17 protein-coding genes are annotated in these 16,015 nt (G+C 39.4%); 5 read left to right on the top strand and 12 right to left on the bottom strand.

The window, feature by feature from the left end; translation table 11 throughout:
* Positions 1-163 precede the first annotated feature (163 nt).
* A complete protein-coding gene (argE, locus tag BW139_RS14905; protein ID WP_076920186.1) occupies positions 164-1,309 on the top strand; it encodes an acetylornithine deacetylase in 1,146 nt (381 codons plus the stop codon).
* 253 nt (positions 1,310-1,562) lie between these two features.
* On the opposite strand, the gene panP is transcribed toward argE, so the two are convergent.
* Positions 1,563-3,188, bottom strand: a complete 1,626-nt coding sequence (gene panP, locus BW139_RS14900; protein ID WP_076920185.1) for a pyridoxal-dependent aspartate 1-decarboxylase PanP — start codon at positions 3,186-3,188, stop codon at positions 1,563-1,565.
* Positions 3,189-3,447: 259 nt separating this feature from the next.
* Between panP and BW139_RS14895 the strand changes: the two genes are divergently transcribed.
* On the top strand, positions 3,448-5,310 hold the full coding sequence (locus BW139_RS14895; protein WP_076920184.1) for a GGDEF domain-containing protein: 1,863 nt from the start codon (positions 3,448-3,450) through the stop codon (positions 5,308-5,310).
* 1 nt (position 5,311) lies between these two features.
* On the opposite strand, the gene BW139_RS14890 is transcribed toward BW139_RS14895, so the two are convergent.
* The 8 genes from BW139_RS14890 to folB all read right to left on the bottom strand — a co-directional run bounded on the left by BW139_RS14890 (position 5,312) and on the right by folB (position 11,448).
* Positions 5,312-5,983, bottom strand: a complete 672-nt coding sequence (locus tag BW139_RS14890; RefSeq protein WP_076920183.1) for a tRNA (guanosine(46)-N(7))-methyltransferase TrmB — start codon at positions 5,981-5,983, stop codon at positions 5,312-5,314.
* Complete coding sequence (locus BW139_RS14885) at positions 5,983-6,750, bottom strand: ABC transporter permease (protein ID WP_010391022.1); 768 nt, start codon at positions 6,748-6,750, stop codon at positions 5,983-5,985. The genes BW139_RS14890 and BW139_RS14885 overlap by 1 nt, the downstream gene beginning before the upstream one ends.
* Positions 6,751-7,680, bottom strand: a complete 930-nt coding sequence (locus tag BW139_RS14880; RefSeq protein ID WP_010391021.1) for an ABC transporter ATP-binding protein — start codon at positions 7,678-7,680, stop codon at positions 6,751-6,753.
* Positions 7,677-8,300 (bottom strand): flavin prenyltransferase UbiX, encoded by a 624-nt coding sequence (locus BW139_RS14875; RefSeq protein WP_036956751.1) that lies wholly within the window; start codon positions 8,298-8,300, stop codon positions 7,677-7,679. Before BW139_RS14875 ends, BW139_RS14880 begins: the two co-directional genes overlap by 4 nt.
* A complete protein-coding gene (mpl, locus tag BW139_RS14870; RefSeq protein ID WP_076920182.1) occupies positions 8,290-9,657 on the bottom strand; it encodes a UDP-N-acetylmuramate:L-alanyl-gamma-D-glutamyl-meso-diaminopimelate ligase in 1,368 nt (455 codons plus the stop codon). The genes BW139_RS14875 and mpl overlap by 11 nt, the downstream gene beginning before the upstream one ends.
* A 145-nt stretch (positions 9,658-9,802) precedes the next feature.
* On the bottom strand, positions 9,803-10,603 hold the full coding sequence (locus BW139_RS14865; protein WP_008115614.1) for an undecaprenyl-diphosphate phosphatase: 801 nt from the start codon (positions 10,601-10,603) through the stop codon (positions 9,803-9,805).
* Positions 10,600-11,088 carry a 2-amino-4-hydroxy-6-hydroxymethyldihydropteridine diphosphokinase gene (gene folK / locus BW139_RS14860; RefSeq protein ID WP_076920181.1) on the bottom strand — a complete coding sequence of 163 codons (489 nt, stop codon included), beginning with the start codon at positions 11,086-11,088 and terminating at the stop codon, positions 10,600-10,602. The genes BW139_RS14865 and folK overlap by 4 nt, the downstream gene beginning before the upstream one ends.
* Positions 11,089-11,448, bottom strand: coding sequence for a dihydroneopterin aldolase (gene folB / locus BW139_RS14855; protein ID WP_076920180.1), 360 nt, complete (start codon positions 11,446-11,448; stop codon positions 11,089-11,091).
* Positions 11,449-11,655: 207 nt separating this feature from the next.
* On the opposite strand from folB, the gene plsY reads away from it, so the two are divergent.
* On the top strand, positions 11,656-12,261 hold the full coding sequence (plsY, locus tag BW139_RS14850; protein WP_054201983.1) for a glycerol-3-phosphate 1-O-acyltransferase PlsY: 606 nt from the start codon (positions 11,656-11,658) through the stop codon (positions 12,259-12,261).
* Positions 12,262-12,284: 23 nt separating this feature from the next.
* Here plsY and tsaD read toward each other — a convergent pair whose 3' ends face one another.
* The 3 genes from tsaD to BW139_RS14835 are packed head-to-tail and all read right to left on the bottom strand — an operon-like array spanning position 12,285 to position 14,279.
* Positions 12,285-13,298 carry a tRNA (adenosine(37)-N6)-threonylcarbamoyltransferase complex transferase subunit TsaD gene (gene tsaD, locus BW139_RS14845; RefSeq protein WP_008115610.1) on the bottom strand — a complete coding sequence of 338 codons (1,014 nt, stop codon included), beginning with the start codon at positions 13,296-13,298 and terminating at the stop codon, positions 12,285-12,287.
* Between the two features lie 44 nt (positions 13,299-13,342).
* Positions 13,343-13,933 (bottom strand): YjaG family protein, encoded by a 591-nt coding sequence (locus tag BW139_RS14840; protein WP_076920179.1) that lies wholly within the window; start codon positions 13,931-13,933, stop codon positions 13,343-13,345.
* Positions 13,917-14,279 carry a DUF2007 domain-containing protein gene (locus BW139_RS14835; RefSeq protein ID WP_076920178.1) on the bottom strand — a complete coding sequence of 121 codons (363 nt, stop codon included), beginning with the start codon at positions 14,277-14,279 and terminating at the stop codon, positions 13,917-13,919. The genes BW139_RS14840 and BW139_RS14835 overlap by 17 nt, the downstream gene beginning before the upstream one ends.
* Before the next feature lie 75 nt (positions 14,280-14,354).
* Here BW139_RS14835 and BW139_RS14830 point away from each other — a divergent pair, with 75 nt between their 5' ends.
* Both BW139_RS14830 and BW139_RS14825 read left to right on the top strand, forming a co-directional pair.
* Positions 14,355-14,804: a DUF2721 domain-containing protein gene (locus BW139_RS14830; RefSeq protein WP_076920177.1), complete on the top strand. Its 450-nt coding sequence runs from the start codon at positions 14,355-14,357 to the stop codon at positions 14,802-14,804.
* Positions 14,805-15,048: 244 nt separating this feature from the next.
* Entirely contained in the window at positions 15,049-15,927 is an 879-nt protein-coding gene (locus tag BW139_RS14825) for a LysR family transcriptional regulator (protein ID WP_076920176.1), read from the top strand.
* Positions 15,928-16,015: the final 88 nt, after the last annotated feature.

Raw genomic sequence — 16,015 nt, 5'->3', positions numbered from 1 at the left:
TATAACCCAGCCAAACAGATTAAATTTATGAGTGATAACTATCGTCGTATTATTTTCATGGCGTAACTTTAATATATTTATGCTTAAAAAGTGAATTGATATTCATCATAAATACTTTTATATTGTTATGCAATTAAAATGAATACTTATTTTGGAATTTTTTATGTCTCTGCCGTCATTTATTTCGATGTACCAGCAATTGATTGCTGCCCCCTCTATCAGTGCCATTGAAGATCATTTATGTATGAGTAATAAAAGTGTCATTGAATTGCTAGCCCAATGGTGTGAAAGCTTAGGTTTTAACTGTGAAATAATAGAGTTAGAAGGCAACAAGGGTCGCTACAACTTATTAGCAAAACGCGGTCAAGGCGACGGCGGTTTAATGCTGGCAGGGCACACTGATACAGTGCCATTTGATGATAGCCGCTGGAATCAAAACCCATTTAAATTAACCGAGCTCGATAATAAATTATATGGCTTAGGTAGCATTGATATGAAAGGTTTTTTTGCTTTTGTACTGCAGGCTATTAGTGAGCTTGATGAAAAGCAACAAACACAACCAATTTTAATATTAGCCACCGCAGACGAAGAAACCACTATGGCTGGCGCACAACAAATTTGTAAGCACCCAAATTTAAAACCAAGTCGCTGTATTATTGGTGAGCCTACTGATATGACGCCAGTATTTACTCATAAAGGTCATATGACTTCAGCGATAAGAGTCGTTGGCCGTTCAGGACATAGCTCAGATCCCGAACGGGGTCTTAACGCCATCGAAGTGATGCATAAAGTGATTACAAAATTGCTAATCTTAAAAGAACAACTTAAGAATAAATATTCAATAAATCACTTTGAAATTCCTTACCCAACGCTCAATTTAGGCAATATTCATGGGGGCGATAATGCTAATAGAATTTGCGGTTGCTGTGAAATGCACATTGATATGCGCCCTCTACCTGGCTTAAGTGTACAAGAGCTGCAAGCATTGCTGCTTGATGCAACCTTCGATATAAACCAGCAATACCCTAATTCGGTTAGTGTGATTGATTTACATGAGCCAATTCCAGCATTTACAGGAAACACCGACAGCGCTTTAGTTAAACTAGCCGAAAATATAGCAGGGCAAAAAGCGGTGGCTGTTAATTACTGTACTGAGGCACCATTTATACAACAACTGGGTTGTGAAACCATCGTCATGGGGCCGGGTTCAATTAACCAAGCGCATCAGCCCGATGAATATTTAGCGATGGAAAAAATCAAGCCTTCGCAACAAATTATCAGCAACCTCATAAAGGCGAGTTGCTTTTAATCAGTAACAAAAAAGACGCTATTAAGCGTCTTTTTTGTTGTAGCATTTATGACTAATCTGAACTCTGAATAATAAATCTATCTCAAGCAACTATTTTCAGCGCTAACTGCGTTGAATTTACTTGCAATAGGCTAGCTATTGACGCGTAAGTTCGCCTTGTTTTCACTGAAAATCTCTGGCTAGTGAAAATAAACATAAACATCATTTTTTGACTCAATATGTTAGTAAATCTCTTAACCAGAGTTCAGGTTAGTTACATATATTTTCGTAAATATTTTTTAAATACCGGATCTGTTTGTGCCAACTCTTTCTGCTCTTCTAATATCTCTTTTAAAATAGCACCTGATGTAAGCGGGTTCGCAAGCACCACTCTAAAAACCACAGTTGGTTGATTATCATATTGAATTGGCGTTAAACGTGTACGCGATACAAATGAGCGACCTGATTCACGTTGCCGTTTTTGCATACTAGCAGTAAAGCGATTAAGCGCGGCAAAAATATCTAAACGGGTTTGTGCATCTGCCTGTGCTATCGCATTTTTAATTTGCTTAGGGACATAACGATAAGTTAATAAGCACAGCTCAGGTTCAGATATTAATTCAAAATCTTCATCTGCTTTTATCAAATCAGCAAAGTAACGGGCTTTTTTAATACTGCGATCGATAAGCATTTCATAGCCTTTACGACCAATAACACGTAAGCAAGCATGCACTAACATCGCCATCCCAGGGCGACTCCCCTCAAGTGTATGGCTGCCTAGGTCTTTAGAGCCTTTACGTAAAATATATTCAGCATGATGTTCTATGGCATCGGTAGCAGCAGGATCTTTAAACAACACCAAACCAGCCCCCATCGGCACATACATTTGTTTATGTGCATCAATGGTAATTGAATCTGCTTGCTCAATCCCTTTTAATAAATGCCTATGGGTATTAGACAGTAAAGTAGCTCCGCCCCATGCTGCATCAACATGAAAGTGGCAATTAATTTCGTGTGCTAAATTAGCCATGTCTTCAAGTGGGTCAATATTACCGGTTTCTGTCGTCCCGGCTACACCAATAATTGCCATCACTTTAATGCCTTGCGCTTCAAGCTCTAGCGCTTTTTCTCGCATAGCATCTACATCAACTTTATTATCAGCCGATGTTTTAATACCAATTAAATTCTCACGGCCAATGCCTAATAAATCTACCGATTTGCCTAACGAGTAGTGACCTCGTTCAGAGATTAAAACTGCCAGCCCTTTGTAACCATAATGAAGCATTCCCGCCACTAAACCCTGCGCAGCAATGCCTTTAAAGTTGCCATCTGCTTTTAATAAGCGGTTGCGGGCAATCCAAAGCGCAGTAATGTTAGCCACGGTGCCGCCAGAGCAAAATGCCCCTAAAGAGGTTTTTGCACTGTGCATCCATTTAGAATAAAAGCCATCATTTTGCCCATAAGCTAAATGATGCATCATTCCTAAAACTTGACGTTCTAATGGAGTAAATGCTTTTGAAGTTTCTATTTTTACAAGGTTTTGATTTAGCCCAACCATTAATTTCGATAACGGCAATAAAAAGTGTGGCAGAGCAGATGTCATGTGACCAATAAAGCTTGGCGCTGCGGTATGTACAGAATGAGCAACCAGCTGTTCCATAATATCTTGGGCATAGCAAGACACAAACGTTGGCTCTTCAGGGATAGCCGCCGATTGAAAATCTTTTTCTATTTCATGTAATGGTTTTTCAATTGCCGCGATATTTTCGTTTAAGAAACCTGCTAAATTACTCGAAATTTCAAGCTCTATTTTGCTCAAAGTTGAGTCAGGGGCCTCTGGAACGGTAAATATCCGTTTGAGGCTTTCTTTAGAGGCGACGGCACAACGCTTTTGATCCATCTTCATACCTAGTGTGTGACTAAAACACCTGTTAGTTTGTAAAACACGCTAATTTAAGGTGTTTTTAAGCAACGGCATTTCTAAAAAATTGCGCTAACTTTACTGCAATATGACAAAAATGTCTCGTTTTAAGCCATAAAAGACAATACAAAATAGATAACATCTCACTATTTTTTATATTTAGTACAAAGGGTAATTAAAATATTGGGCATTTATAATTTTTAAGTATAATAAATCTAACAAACAATAAGGATGTTACATGCTAAAAGGAAATCTAAAATTAACACGGTTGGCGCTCGGTACCGTCTTTTTTTTAGTCAGCTTAATAAGTTACAGTTACTACACCTACACCACTATCAATAATGATGTGATACGCAGTATTGATAATCGCCTGTTAAATGCCGCCACCAGCGTAAAGTATATTTTAGGTAGTGATTATCACGATAAAATAGCGCAAGAAATCAGTTTTTCAAGCTATCAAAATAAAGCCGACCAACTTTCGGCATTAGCCAACGATTTAAATATAGATTATTTATATTCAATGGTACTGATTGATGAAAACGTTTACTTTACTGCCTCTAGCTACACCCAAGATGATCAAAATAACGGTAAGGTTACTCAGTTTTTAGATCTATACCCTGAAGCCACGCCAATCACTACGGCTGCATTTTTATCAACGGCCCCTATTTTTGAAACTTCAACAGCGCATCGCGGTCATTCTAAAACAGTGTATATTCCCCATCTGGCAAAAAATGGCAGAACTTATATTACGGCTGCAGATATTAGCGTTGATAAAATTAGCAGTGCGTTGAACACAGACTTGTATCAATCTGTGTTTCATTTTGGCTGCGTAATTATTATTTTATTAATAGTGTATATTTTTTATTATTATGGGGTACGTCGTTCATTAATGAGGGACCATGCAAGCGGATTTGCAAATCATATCGCTTTAGAAAAACGACTGAAAAAAAGTAATGAGCATCATTTGCAAATTGCGATTGTTTTAGTGAACGAAATTGATAATATCAGTCGTTTTTTTGGCACAAAAACAGCCGATGAAGTGATGAAAAAGCTGCTTATTCACTTTAAGCAGCAAGTGCGTTTGCACGCACGTATTTATCGTATTGCAACTAATAAACTCGCTATTTTAACTGATAAAGAAACTCCCTCTGATGAGCTATACAGTATCATTCAATCGCATAATAAAAATATACCGTTTTTAAATCAGCCGTTCATTTATATTACACTTAACGCTGGTGTAGCTAGAGGCAATAAGTCATTACTGCTTAAGAATGCTCATATTGCGTTACTGCAATCTAAGCAGGGCGATCAGCGCATAGTTAACTATTGTGAGGCAATTAACGACGCTAAATCTCTATATTTATATAATGTTGAAATAGCCAAAGAGATTCGCGAAGCATTTGATGCTCACCGTGTTGTTCCTTACTTTCAACCGGTTATTAATACGCATACCGATGAAATTATTAGGTATGACTGCTCACCGAGAATAGTCACCTCACAAGGGGAGATTTTAACCCCTGATATCTTTACGAATGCGGTAAATAGACTGCGTATGAATGGCATGTTAACCCGCACCCTATTTACTCAATGTGTCTCGCGTTTTCGTAAATCGGCAATTTGTTGGGAGTTAACGCTGTGCGCTGAAAATATTGCAGATCCCACTATTTATGATCATATTGCCTATGAGCTTCATCGCTACCCAAATCCTGAAAATATTACTATTTCAATTTTGGAGTCGCAGGTTATTTCACATTATTACGAAATAAAATCATTTATTGCGATGGTAAAAAGTAAAGGGGCAAAGGTGGTGATGCACTGTTGGGGGAATGAGTTTATTAATACCCTTAATACATTAAAGGTTGATGTTGATGGCATTAAACTCGATGGTGCAATCACTAAGCAGCTAGTAAACGATGCAAACACGTCGCTATTTATAGCCTATATCGCTGATATAGCCCGGCAACTTGAACTTGAATTGGTTGTTGAAGCGGTAGAAAATAATACGGTTGCAGAGTTACTCAACCAACTAAATGTGACGCTGATGCAAGGTAGTTACCTTGGCAAACCAACGCCACATGTGACTCACTTTAAAAAGCAATGAGTTAACTATTGAGATTGATGATTAAGCGGTGACTTTGCTGGCCACTGGCCCAGTACTTTCGCTCAAAAGGTGTAATTGCTTCGTCTGATTCAAACAATTCGGTTTCACATGGATGGCCTGCTAATTCGAGCGCTCTGGCAAACTCTTTAACATAGATATCCCAATTACTTCGCACTTCAAGTAAACCACCTAGCTTTACAATAAACGGGAAGATAGCCGCCCCATGCCAGCGCCGTTGAATGTGCTTAGACTTAGGCCACGGGTTAGGGTAAAGCAAATAGTGATGGCTAGGCTGCCAATTAGCAGCCACCGCTAAACGCCAAAAGTCATTTAAGTCAGCTTGCACCAAAATGTATTGACCACTCTCAGTTTGTTTATACTCAACATCATGCTTATCAAGTCGGTGAGATGACTTATCAATACCCACAACTAAGGCATCAGGATGACGTTTCGCTAAATTAGCAGTGCTTTCGCCAACACCACAACAAGAGTCGAGGATGAGCGGTCCATCAAAAGACTGCACCTTAGCATTAACTTCATCAAATGCAGTTTGAGTATGCGCTGCTATTGGCTTTTTAAACTCGGCATGTAAGTGCTTATTAACTATTTCATCAAGCTTTTCATGAAGTCCCGCTTGGTTAGATACAATACTACGTGAATTTGCATCGCTCATTAGTGTCTTAGCCCCACACCTTTTTTAATTAGCGTCAGTGCTAAAGTAAATAATACGCTGATAAACACCAACAACACTGCAATCGCAACCGTTAAATCAACATCAGAAACGCCTAAAAATCCGTATCTGAATGCGTTAACCATATAAATAATCGGGTTTATTTGCGACACCATTTGCCAAAAATCAGGCAGTAAAGTGATTGAGTAAAACACCCCGCCTAAATAAGTTAGAGGCGTTAAAATAAAGGTCGGAATAATACTTATGTCATCAAAGCTGTTTGCATAAATAGCGTTGATTAACCCGCCCAAGGCAAAAACCGCCGAGGTAAGAATAACAGTGGCTATAATCACAAAAATATTATGTATTTGTATATCTACAAAAAATAAAGAAACGCACGTTACAATAAAGCCAACCATAATGCCACGGGTCATGCCTCCGCCCATATAACCCAACACAATGATGTAATTAGGCACAGGTGCAACCAATAACTCTTCAATACTTTTTTGAAACTTAGTTGAGTAAAAGCTCGAAGCCACATTCGAGTAAGAGTTTGTTATGACTGACATCATAATAAGGCCAGGCACAATAAACTCCATGTAACTAAAGCCACCCATATCGCCAATACGCGAGCCTATTAAGTTACCAAAAATAACAAAATATAAACTCATAGTAATCGCTGGCGGCACTAAGGTTTGCACCCAAATACGCAAAAAGCGAATACACTCTTTAATCCAAATACTTTTTAAGGCTACGCCATATTTAAACATTTATTCGCCCCGCCCTTGCTCTAATAAACCTACAAATAACTCTTCTAATCGATTCGCTTTATTACGCATGCTTAGCACAGTATTACCTTGTTCGGTTAACGCGCTAAATACAGCATTAAGCCCTTGTGATTTAGCCACCTCAACTTCAATGGTGTGATCATCAGTCATGGTAAAATTATACCCTTCAAGCGTCACCGGATTGGTAGGCTGTTTTAAATCCAATACAAAGGTTTCTTTGTCTAATTTAGCCAACAAGGCTTTTATGGTGGTGTTTTCAACTATACGGCCGGTATCAATTATAGCGATGTTTTTACACAGTAATTCGGCTTCTTCAAGGTAGTGAGTGGTTAAAATAATGGTCACACCTTGTTCGTTAATTTGCCTTAAGAAGTCCCACATTGAGCGGCGCAGCTCTATATCAACGCCCGCTGTTGGTTCGTCTAAAATAAGTAACTTTGGTTCATGCATTAAGGCACGTGCAATCATCAAGCGACGCTTCATACCACCAGAAAGGGTACGCGCTTGCTTATCTTTTTTCTCAAGTAGCCCAAGTTGTGCTAAGTACTTGTCAGCACGTTTGTGCGCTTCGCCGCGCGGTACACCGTAGTAACCTGCTTGATTAACGAGTATTTGGGTTAGGGTTTCAAACTGACTGAAGTTAAACTCTTGTGGCACTAAGCCCAAGTTGGCTTTCGCTGCTTCAAGGTCGGTATCAATATCATGACCAAATACTTCAACTTTACCTTTGGTCTTATTAACCAAAGAAGATATCACCCCAATAGTGGTTGACTTACCCGCCCCATTTGGACCTAACAGTGCAAAAAAGTCACCTTCATGCACTTGTAAATCAACACCTTTTACTGCCTCAACCCCATTTTTGTAAACCTTGGTAAGGCCTTCAATATTTAAAGCAATATTTTGCTTATTCATTTCTTACCCTCACCATAACCCCAGCGCTTTGTGAGATTATGTTCAATATTTAAATGATCTAAAATTCGCGCCACCATAAAATCAACTAAGTCTTCTATGCTTTGTGGTTGATGATAAAACCCAGGTGCAGCGGGCATGATAGTGACCCCTAAACGCGACAATTTAAGCATATTTTCTAAGTGAATTTCGCTAAATGGCGTCTCGCGTGGCACTAGAATAAGCTGGCCTCGCTCTTTTATCACCACATCGGCGGCGCGCTCTAATAAATTATCTGATGCGCCGACTGCAATCGCAGACACAGACCCTGCGCTACATGGACATACTACCATTTTTTTCGGCGCTGCAGAGCCCGAAGCTACAGGACTAAACCAGTTATCTTTGCCGAACACCTTTAATTGTTCAGGCTTGGCGTTAAATAACGCGCTTAATTGCTCTGTGGCTTTGTCTTCATTCCCTGATAGCTTTACATTGGACTCGGTATCAAAAACTACGCGCGCAGCACTTGAAATAAGCACATACACTTGAAATTGTTGCTCAAGCAACACTTCCAACAGCCTCAACCCATATGGTGCGCCTGATGCGCCGCTAAATGCCAAGGTGATTGTATCTTTAAATTGCACATTGTTCTCCGCTGTATTTATCGGCCAAACCATCAACAAGTTGCTGATGCAGACCATTAAAACCACCATTACTCATAATTAAAACATGTTGATTTGGCTCAATATTCTCAAGCACTGTATCAATAATGGCGGTTGTAGAATCAAAGCACTGCATACCCGCTTTGTCAGCCTGCTCTTTAAGTGACCAGTTTAAGTTTCCTGGTTCGAATAACAGCACGTCGTCTGCATCGCGAAGTGAATCGAGAAGTGTAAATTGATGCACTCCCATTTTCATGGTGTTAGAGCGCGGCTCTAAAATCGCTATGATTTTTTCATCGCCCACTTTAGCACGCAGCCCCGCAAGCGTTGTTTGTATTGCCGTTGGGTGATGAGCAAAATCGTCATACACTTTAATATGATTAATATCTGCTTTAAGCTCCATCCGCCTTTTTGGGCTGATAAACTCACTCAAAGCTTCAATACTGTGCTCTATTGCAATTCCCACATGGCGTGCTGCTGCAATAGCCATCATGGCATTTTTAACGTTATGCTCACCAATTGCCTGCCAGTTAACTTCGCCTTGCAGCTGCGTGTTTAATAACACATTAAATTGAGAACCATCGGCTTTAAGTAATTCATAACTCCAGTCTTCGCCTAGAGTTTCGCTCTCGCTCCACAACCCTTTTGCTATAACATCGCTCAGTGCTTCATCATTTTTAAGCCACAACACTTTGCCGCTTTGCGGTAATGTACGTATCAAATGGTGAAATTGTTTTTTAATCGCGTTTAAATCTTCAAAAATATCAGCATGATCAAATTCAAGATTATTTAAAATAAGCGTTCGCGGTAAATAATGAACAAACTTACTGCGTTTATCAAAAAAGGCCGTGTCGTACTCATCGGCTTCTATCACAAAAAATGGCGTTTCCCCAACTCGCGCAGAAAGACCAAAGTTTTGTACAATTCCGCCAATTAAAAAGCCCGGTTTTAAACCCGCATATTCAAGTATCCACGCCAACATACTGGCGGTGGTTGTTTTACCATGAGTTCCCGCCACAGCCAGCACCCATGAATCTTGTAATAAGTTATGTTTTAGCCACTCAGGCCCTGAAGTATAAGGCAGGCCTTTATCTAATACATATTCAACACACGGATTACCACGGCTCATTGCATTACCAATAATAACGATGTCTGGTACTGGCTCTAGTTGAGATACATCATAGCCCTGCGTTAGTTCAATACCCAGTTCTTGTAACTGGGTACTCATTGGTGGGTAAACGTTTTGATCCGACCCAGTAACGTGATGACCCAATGATTTAGCTATAGCGGCAATACCACCCATAAATGTGCCACAAATACCCAAAATATGTATATGCATTTACTATCCTTTCATCCTGCGCGGGGTTTGCTCTAAGGCAAAGTTTAATGGCGCTATAATGCCAAAATTTAGCTTAAGTTACCATTAACCCTTGGCGCAAATAAAAAGGCCTCCCGAATTGGGAGGCCTTTAAAAAATTAATGGCTTATAACATTAAAAAGAATATTAAACCTATACCTAATAATAAACGATAAATAACAAATGGCAGCATTCCCATTCGCTCAATCACTTTTAAAAACATAAAAATACAAGCATAAGCTGATAAAAACGACAGCACTACACCTAACAATAATGCCGTCCAATCTACGATATGATCGCCAAGGGCAAGCTCTGCGGTGTAATAAAGACCCATCATCGAAATGATTGGAATAGCTAATAAAAACGAAAAGCGCGCTGCACTTTGTTTATTCATACCCAGCATCAAACCCGCTGTCATAGTAATACCTGAACGTGAAGTACCTGGGATCATCGCAACGGCCTGTGCAAAGCCAATAATAAGGGCCGTTTTCCAGTTTAGCTGATAAATTGTTTTTATCTGCTTACCTTTGGCATCGGCGTACCAAAGTAATAAGCCAAATACGATCGTTGTGGTTGCAATCACCCATGCGCTGCGTAAATACAGTTCAACAAAGTCTTTTAGCAATAAGCCTAAAATAGCCGCAGGCACAGTACCTAAAATGATCCACCAACCTAGTTTACTGTCATCTGTTGTGCCTTGCGCACCAAACGATTTAAACCAAGCACCGAGTATATCAGCCACTTCTTTACGAAAATAAATAACCACCGCAACTAAAGTGCCTACATGCACGGCAACATCAAATGCTAAACCTTGATCTTCCCAGCCTAAAATTTGTGACGGTAAAATTAAGTGTGCAGAACTCGATATAGGTAAAAACTCAGTAAATCCCTGAATTAGGGCTAAAACAATTATTTCTATAATACTCATGGGTTAGAAAACTCCACCTTCCATAGTTTTTGTTGAGGGTTGTTATATGCATTCCATATTTGGGCAATCGTTTTTTTTGCTACAGGGTGATAAAAATCAGGAGCCACCTCTGCTAAAGGCTGTAATACAAAGGCATTTTTGGTAATTTCGTCACGTGGTAGTTGAGCTGGGCTCTCGCAAATTAAATCATCATAAAAAAGTAAATCGAGATCCAAAGTACGTGGGCTAAATTTTTTATCATTTGCTTGGCGACCATTATCGCGTTCTATTTGTTTTAATAACGCGCACACATCAACCAGCGCCATGTTAGTGGTGGCTGCAAGTACTGAGTTATAAAAGTTATTACCGGCAAAACCTACAGCTTCACTTTCAAATACTGATGAATGCTGTGTGTTTTCAAAGTGCTGATTTAACGCCACTAGAGCACGACGAATATGCTCTGCCTTGTTAATGTTTGAACCAAGGCTAATATATATCTGCGCCATTTAAGCCGAAGCCTTGTTGCGGGTTATCTCTACACCCACAGTTTGCGCTTGTGAAACTGCGGCGGGCTTGCTAACTCTTATCGTTACTTGTGGAGTATTAAATTCGGTTAAAATAATTTGCGCTAATTGCTCCACCAGCGTTTCTAAAAGCTCAACTGGTTTAGCTGTGCTGTGCTCGATGACTCGCTCACTTACCTTAGCGTAATCTAATGCTAAGTTAATATCATCGTTTTGTGCTGCAGGTTTGATGTCACTTAACATTTCAATATCAAAGTACAGGCTTTGTTTACTTTTCTTTTCAAAATCATACACCCCGATAATCGTTTCGACATGCAATTGTGATATAAATACCTTGTCCATTGATACTCCAAATGACTGTAACAAGTCACTGAGTTAATTACATATTGTATCAATCAAATTAATACTGTATATACTTTAATCAGTGTTTAAATATACTAAAATTACTTCTACAATAGAATGGTTACGAAATTGCGAGTAATTTAAGAAGCCCGTAAATTTTGACGCCAATAATAGCTTAAAAGTAATGATTAAAAAATAAGGAAGCGCGTGTTAGTCATTTTAATGTTTGTTTTAGCCTATTTGCTCGGCTCGATTTCATCGGCCATTTTAGTGTCGCGGCTATTCAAACTTCCCGATCCACGCACAAATGGCTCCAACAACCCAGGAGCAACCAATGTCTACCGCTTAGGTGGGGCACTCCCCGCATGCTTAGTGTTAATATTTGATATTTTAAAGGGCACTATCCCTGTTTGGGGCGCTTACTTTTTAAAACTTGAGCCGCTAGAGCTTGGTTTAATTGCGGTTGCAGCATGTTTAGGGCACATGTACCCATTATTTTTTAGTTTTAAAGGGGGTAAAGCGGTCGCAACAGCATTTGGCTCGTTACTGCCGATAGGGCTCTCTTTAGGTGGGTTATTGATTAGTACTTGGCTGATTATTGTCGCGATTACCCGCTACTCATCCCTTGCAGCGTTAGTCGCTGTGACGCTAGCACCTTTATATACATGGTGGATAAAGCCGTTATATACCTTACCAGTGACCTTTATTACGCTACTGATCATTATTAGGCATCGCACTAATATTGTGCGTTTATTTAAAGGTGAAGAACCAAAAGTAGGGACTAAACAAGCCCCTACAAATGATAAGAAGTAATAACTAACCTAGGTTCTGGTTAACTATATTGCTTCTAGGCTATCGATTGGCCAGCGCGGTTTAGTTTTCATATCAAGCGTAGCAAACTGCCCCGCTTTTAAACGCTGCATACCAGCATAAGCAATCATTGCGCCATTGTCGGTACAAAACTCAGTGCGTGGGTAATACACTTCGCCCTTCATACCTTGCATCACACGCTCTAGTTGCAAACGTAGTTGCGTATTAGCACTTACACCACCGGCTATTACTAAACGTTTAATACCCGTTTGTTTTAGTGCTCGCTTACACTTAATCACTAAAGTATCTATAACGGCTGTTTGAAATGCATGGGCAATATCTGCTTTAGTTTGCTCGTCACTATCATTTTCACGAATAGCAATCGAAGCGGCGGTTTTTAAGCCACTAAAGCTAAAATCAAGACCAGGCTTATCTGTCATCGGGCGCGGGAAAACAAATCGTTTGGCAACGCCTTGCTCAGCCATTTTAGCTAAACGAGGACCGCCAGGGTAATCAAGCCCAAGTAATTTAGCCGTTTTATCAAATGCTTCACCTGCAGCGTCATCTACCGACTCACCCAATACTTCGTATTGGCCAATGCCCGCAACCTTTACCATCATGGTATGACCGCCAGATACGAGTAAAGCAATAAATGGGAATTCGGGAACGTTTTCCTCAAGCATTGGCGCTAATAAATGCCCTTCCATATGATGCACTGCCACCGCAGGAATATCCCAACCATACGCTAAAGAGCGACCAATTGAGGTACCTACTAACAAAGCCCCTACTAAACCAGGTCCTGCGGTGTAGGCAATACCGTCTAAATCTTCCGGTCCACAGCCAGCTTGCGCAAATGCCGCATCGATAAGCGGCAATGTTTTACGTACATGATCGCGAGATGCAAGCTCAGGTACCACACCACCGTAATCAGCATGTACTTTTACTTGGCTATATAATTGATGAGCCAGTAGCCCTTTTTCATCATCATAAATAGCAATACCAGTTTCATCGCATGATGATTCAATGCCTAAAATTCGCATTGTTAATTCTCCTGCCACCTAACAAGGTGTTTAAAACAAATAACTTAAAGTGCTAAACCAATGTTAGTTTGGCCATCAGCAAGGACATGCTTTTTCAATGCTTTTACATTTTCAGCAGTAATACGCCCCATTGCCTCTACAAAATCTATTAACTCACCTAATACCTCAATTTCGTATTGCATTAGTGGGTGTTCACGCACTGCTTTATTATCAGCAATATCCCCTTCAACCGTCATTTGATACTCAATAAAGCGAGCCACAGTAGCCTGTGATATTTTACTTACATTAACAAATTCTTGCTCGTCTTGTGCTAAAAGGCCATGCATTAAGCTCAATAATGAAGTTGCAGCGTCAATGGCAGGGTAAGTGCCAAACATATCAAAATCAGCAAGTTCAGGTACATTAGGCTCTATTTTTTCGACTTGCTTTTCTAAATCAATCTTACTTTTAGGAAGCAGTATCTTTTCCCAACATACATTTAAAGCATTACGTAAAATAACCTCATCGCCAAAACCGGTAGCCTCACTAAATAGTCCATAATTAGGCAACATACGCTCTATTAACGCACAGGCCAATACCGCTTTTTGTAGGTAATTTAACTCTCTAATACGCTGAAAATTATTCGCTTTTGTCATTCTTTAAGGTCCCACATGACCAACAAAAATCAAATGTTGATCCATTATGCTCATTACAGTTAGGGCATACCCAATCTGGAGCTGATTGTTTTACTTGCTGATAGTTTACCAATATTTCGCGTGCATGGCGCTCTTTTATCGCATAAACCTGCACACTTACTTGTGTTTGCTCAAATGGGATCTCGCCCATAGCACCTTGCAGCATTTCACCTTTAATTTGGCACTCAATCCCCGCGTTAAGAATCAATCCTTTTATTATATTGGCCTCTAAATTATTTTCTGCGTTATAAAGCGTTACCCAATCAAATAATGTTACATTTGAATCGCTATTATTAGTATTTTGCAATATTCACCTCATTTACTTTATGTGTACAATACGCCTGCGTAACCTAAAGCAAATAATATGATTTAAGGACACATTATGACGCTAACGACCCCAGGTTTACTTTTCCCAGCCATCTCGTTGTTGTTACTTGCCTATACAAACCGATTTTTAGTACTTGCGCAACTAATACGAGAACTGAATGCGCGTGAAGGGGAGTCAATTCGTCCTGTTGTGGTGGCGCAAATAACCAACCTAAGAAAACGAATAAAACTAATAAGAACCATGCAAGTATACGGAGTGGCTGCTTTTTTATTATGTACGTTATCTATGTTCGCCTTATTCATAGAGTTTAATACCACAGGTATTATTTTATTTGGTGTAAGTTTAAGCTGCTTAAGCTTATCTTTGCTTACCTCTTTATTCGAAATTCACATTTCTTGCGACGCCATAGAAATTGAATTACAAAACATTGAAAATAAACCATTAAGTAATAGAGTTAGTAAAAATTTTATTGAACCTAACCACAAAACCAAAAATAGCAATTAACAAAACGAAACTTTAATAAAGCTGTTTATAAAATTGCACAAATTAGGCTAATAATAAAACCCAACAGTTACTTAACATTACCCAAAGGTATAACAACATTTTGCAACTATTCTCTTTAAATAAGACGAAAAGAAAGTTAATCTAAGTCGGTGGTTAAAAACCATGTTTCAACTGATCTGTAGGGATATAAAGTCAGTATTAAATCTGTAATTCCCCTAGCTTACCTATAAAAAAGGACTATATAGTGAGATTTGAACAATTAGAACAATTTGTAGCGCTTGGCCTACTTCGTCATTTTAGGCAAGCTGCAGAACAAACCCAAATCAGCACATCTGCGTTAACTCGTAGTATTCAAACTCTTGAAACCGAGCTTGGCTACGAACTTGTTACCCGCTCTACTCGTTCGGTTAAATTAACTCAAGCTGGGGAGCTTTTCCTCGACTTTGCTAAAAATACCCTCAATGAGTTAGAGCAAATAAAACACCTCGCTTTTCAATCGATTAATGGCACTGAAGAGAAAAAACTGGTCATTGGTTACACCACAACAACCAGCAGCATAGTGCCAATTACCTGCGGTGAGTTTTTAAGCCAGTACCCTCATATTAAAATTGAAATGCAGCTGCAAAACAAAACTGAGCTTCATAGAAAGTTACTTCAAGGGGAAATTGACATTAGTGTATGCTCGCAAATAGTCAATAGTATTGGTAGCGACATACAATTACCTGATCAACTTATTTTATTTTGTTCAAAACAACATCCTTTAGCAAATAAAAGCGATATTAGTAAAAAAGAACTCGAAAGTTATCCAATGTTCAGTTGTTTTTCACAGTCAAAACAAGTGCAATCAATGCTGAATGAAGTGATTGATTCATTAAATAAAGTTTCAACAATTAAAGTGGGCAGTATTGAGCAGGTAATGGCTGGACTTGAAAAATCAGACCACTTTGCGATTGCCGGTATTGAACACACTAGCTCTGTGGCAGAAAACCACAATCTAATTCAGCTTAAGACCAATAACGATATTAGCCATGAGCAACTTATTGTGCAAACCAGCCAGCAGATTGAGGCAGGTGAGCATGTTGACCACCTACTCTCGCTAATCAAGAAAGTTTCAAGAGCATAACAATACACCATGCGATTTGATGATCACTATAAATTTGTAGCTTTAAAGTTTTTTTACACTACACTAACGCTCCCTACTATTATGACTA

Source organism: Pseudoalteromonas sp. SK18, assembly GCF_001974855.1.
Lineage (GTDB): Bacteria > Pseudomonadota > Gammaproteobacteria > Enterobacterales > Alteromonadaceae > Pseudoalteromonas.
The sequence above is the reverse complement of the archived record's forward strand: the minus strand, read 5'-3'. Positions and strand labels throughout refer to the sequence as shown.

Bases quoted from the DNA above. Each gene is read 5' to 3' on its own strand.
- argE (WP_076920186.1), top strand. From the start codon at position 164: ATGTCTCTGCCGTCATTTATTTCGATGTACCAGCAATTGATTGCTGCC.
- panP (WP_076920185.1), bottom strand. From the start codon at position 3,188: ATGGATCAAAAGCGTTGTGCCGTCGCCTCTAAAGAAAGCCTCAAACGG.
- BW139_RS14895 (WP_076920184.1), top strand. From the start codon at position 3,448: ATGCTAAAAGGAAATCTAAAATTAACACGGTTGGCGCTCGGTACCGTC.
- BW139_RS14890 (WP_076920183.1), bottom strand. From the start codon at position 5,983: ATGAGCGATGCAAATTCACGTAGTATTGTATCTAACCAAGCGGGACTT.
- BW139_RS14885 (WP_010391022.1), bottom strand. From the start codon at position 6,750: ATGTTTAAATATGGCGTAGCCTTAAAAAGTATTTGGATTAAAGAGTGT.
- BW139_RS14880 (WP_010391021.1), bottom strand. From the start codon at position 7,680: ATGAATAAGCAAAATATTGCTTTAAATATTGAAGGCCTTACCAAGGTT.
- mpl (WP_076920182.1), bottom strand. From the start codon at position 9,657: ATGCATATACATATTTTGGGTATTTGTGGCACATTTATGGGTGGTATT.
- BW139_RS14865 (WP_008115614.1), bottom strand. From the start codon at position 10,603: ATGAGTATTATAGAAATAATTGTTTTAGCCCTAATTCAGGGATTTACT.
- folK (WP_076920181.1), bottom strand. From the start codon at position 11,088: ATGGCGCAGATATATATTAGCCTTGGTTCAAACATTAACAAGGCAGAG.
- folB (WP_076920180.1), bottom strand. From the start codon at position 11,448: ATGGACAAGGTATTTATATCACAATTGCATGTCGAAACGATTATCGGG.
- tsaD (WP_008115610.1), bottom strand. From the start codon at position 13,298: ATGCGAATTTTAGGCATTGAATCATCATGCGATGAAACTGGTATTGCT.
- BW139_RS14840 (WP_076920179.1), bottom strand. From the start codon at position 13,933: ATGACAAAAGCGAATAATTTTCAGCGTATTAGAGAGTTAAATTACCTA.
- BW139_RS14830 (WP_076920177.1), top strand. From the start codon at position 14,355: ATGACGCTAACGACCCCAGGTTTACTTTTCCCAGCCATCTCGTTGTTG.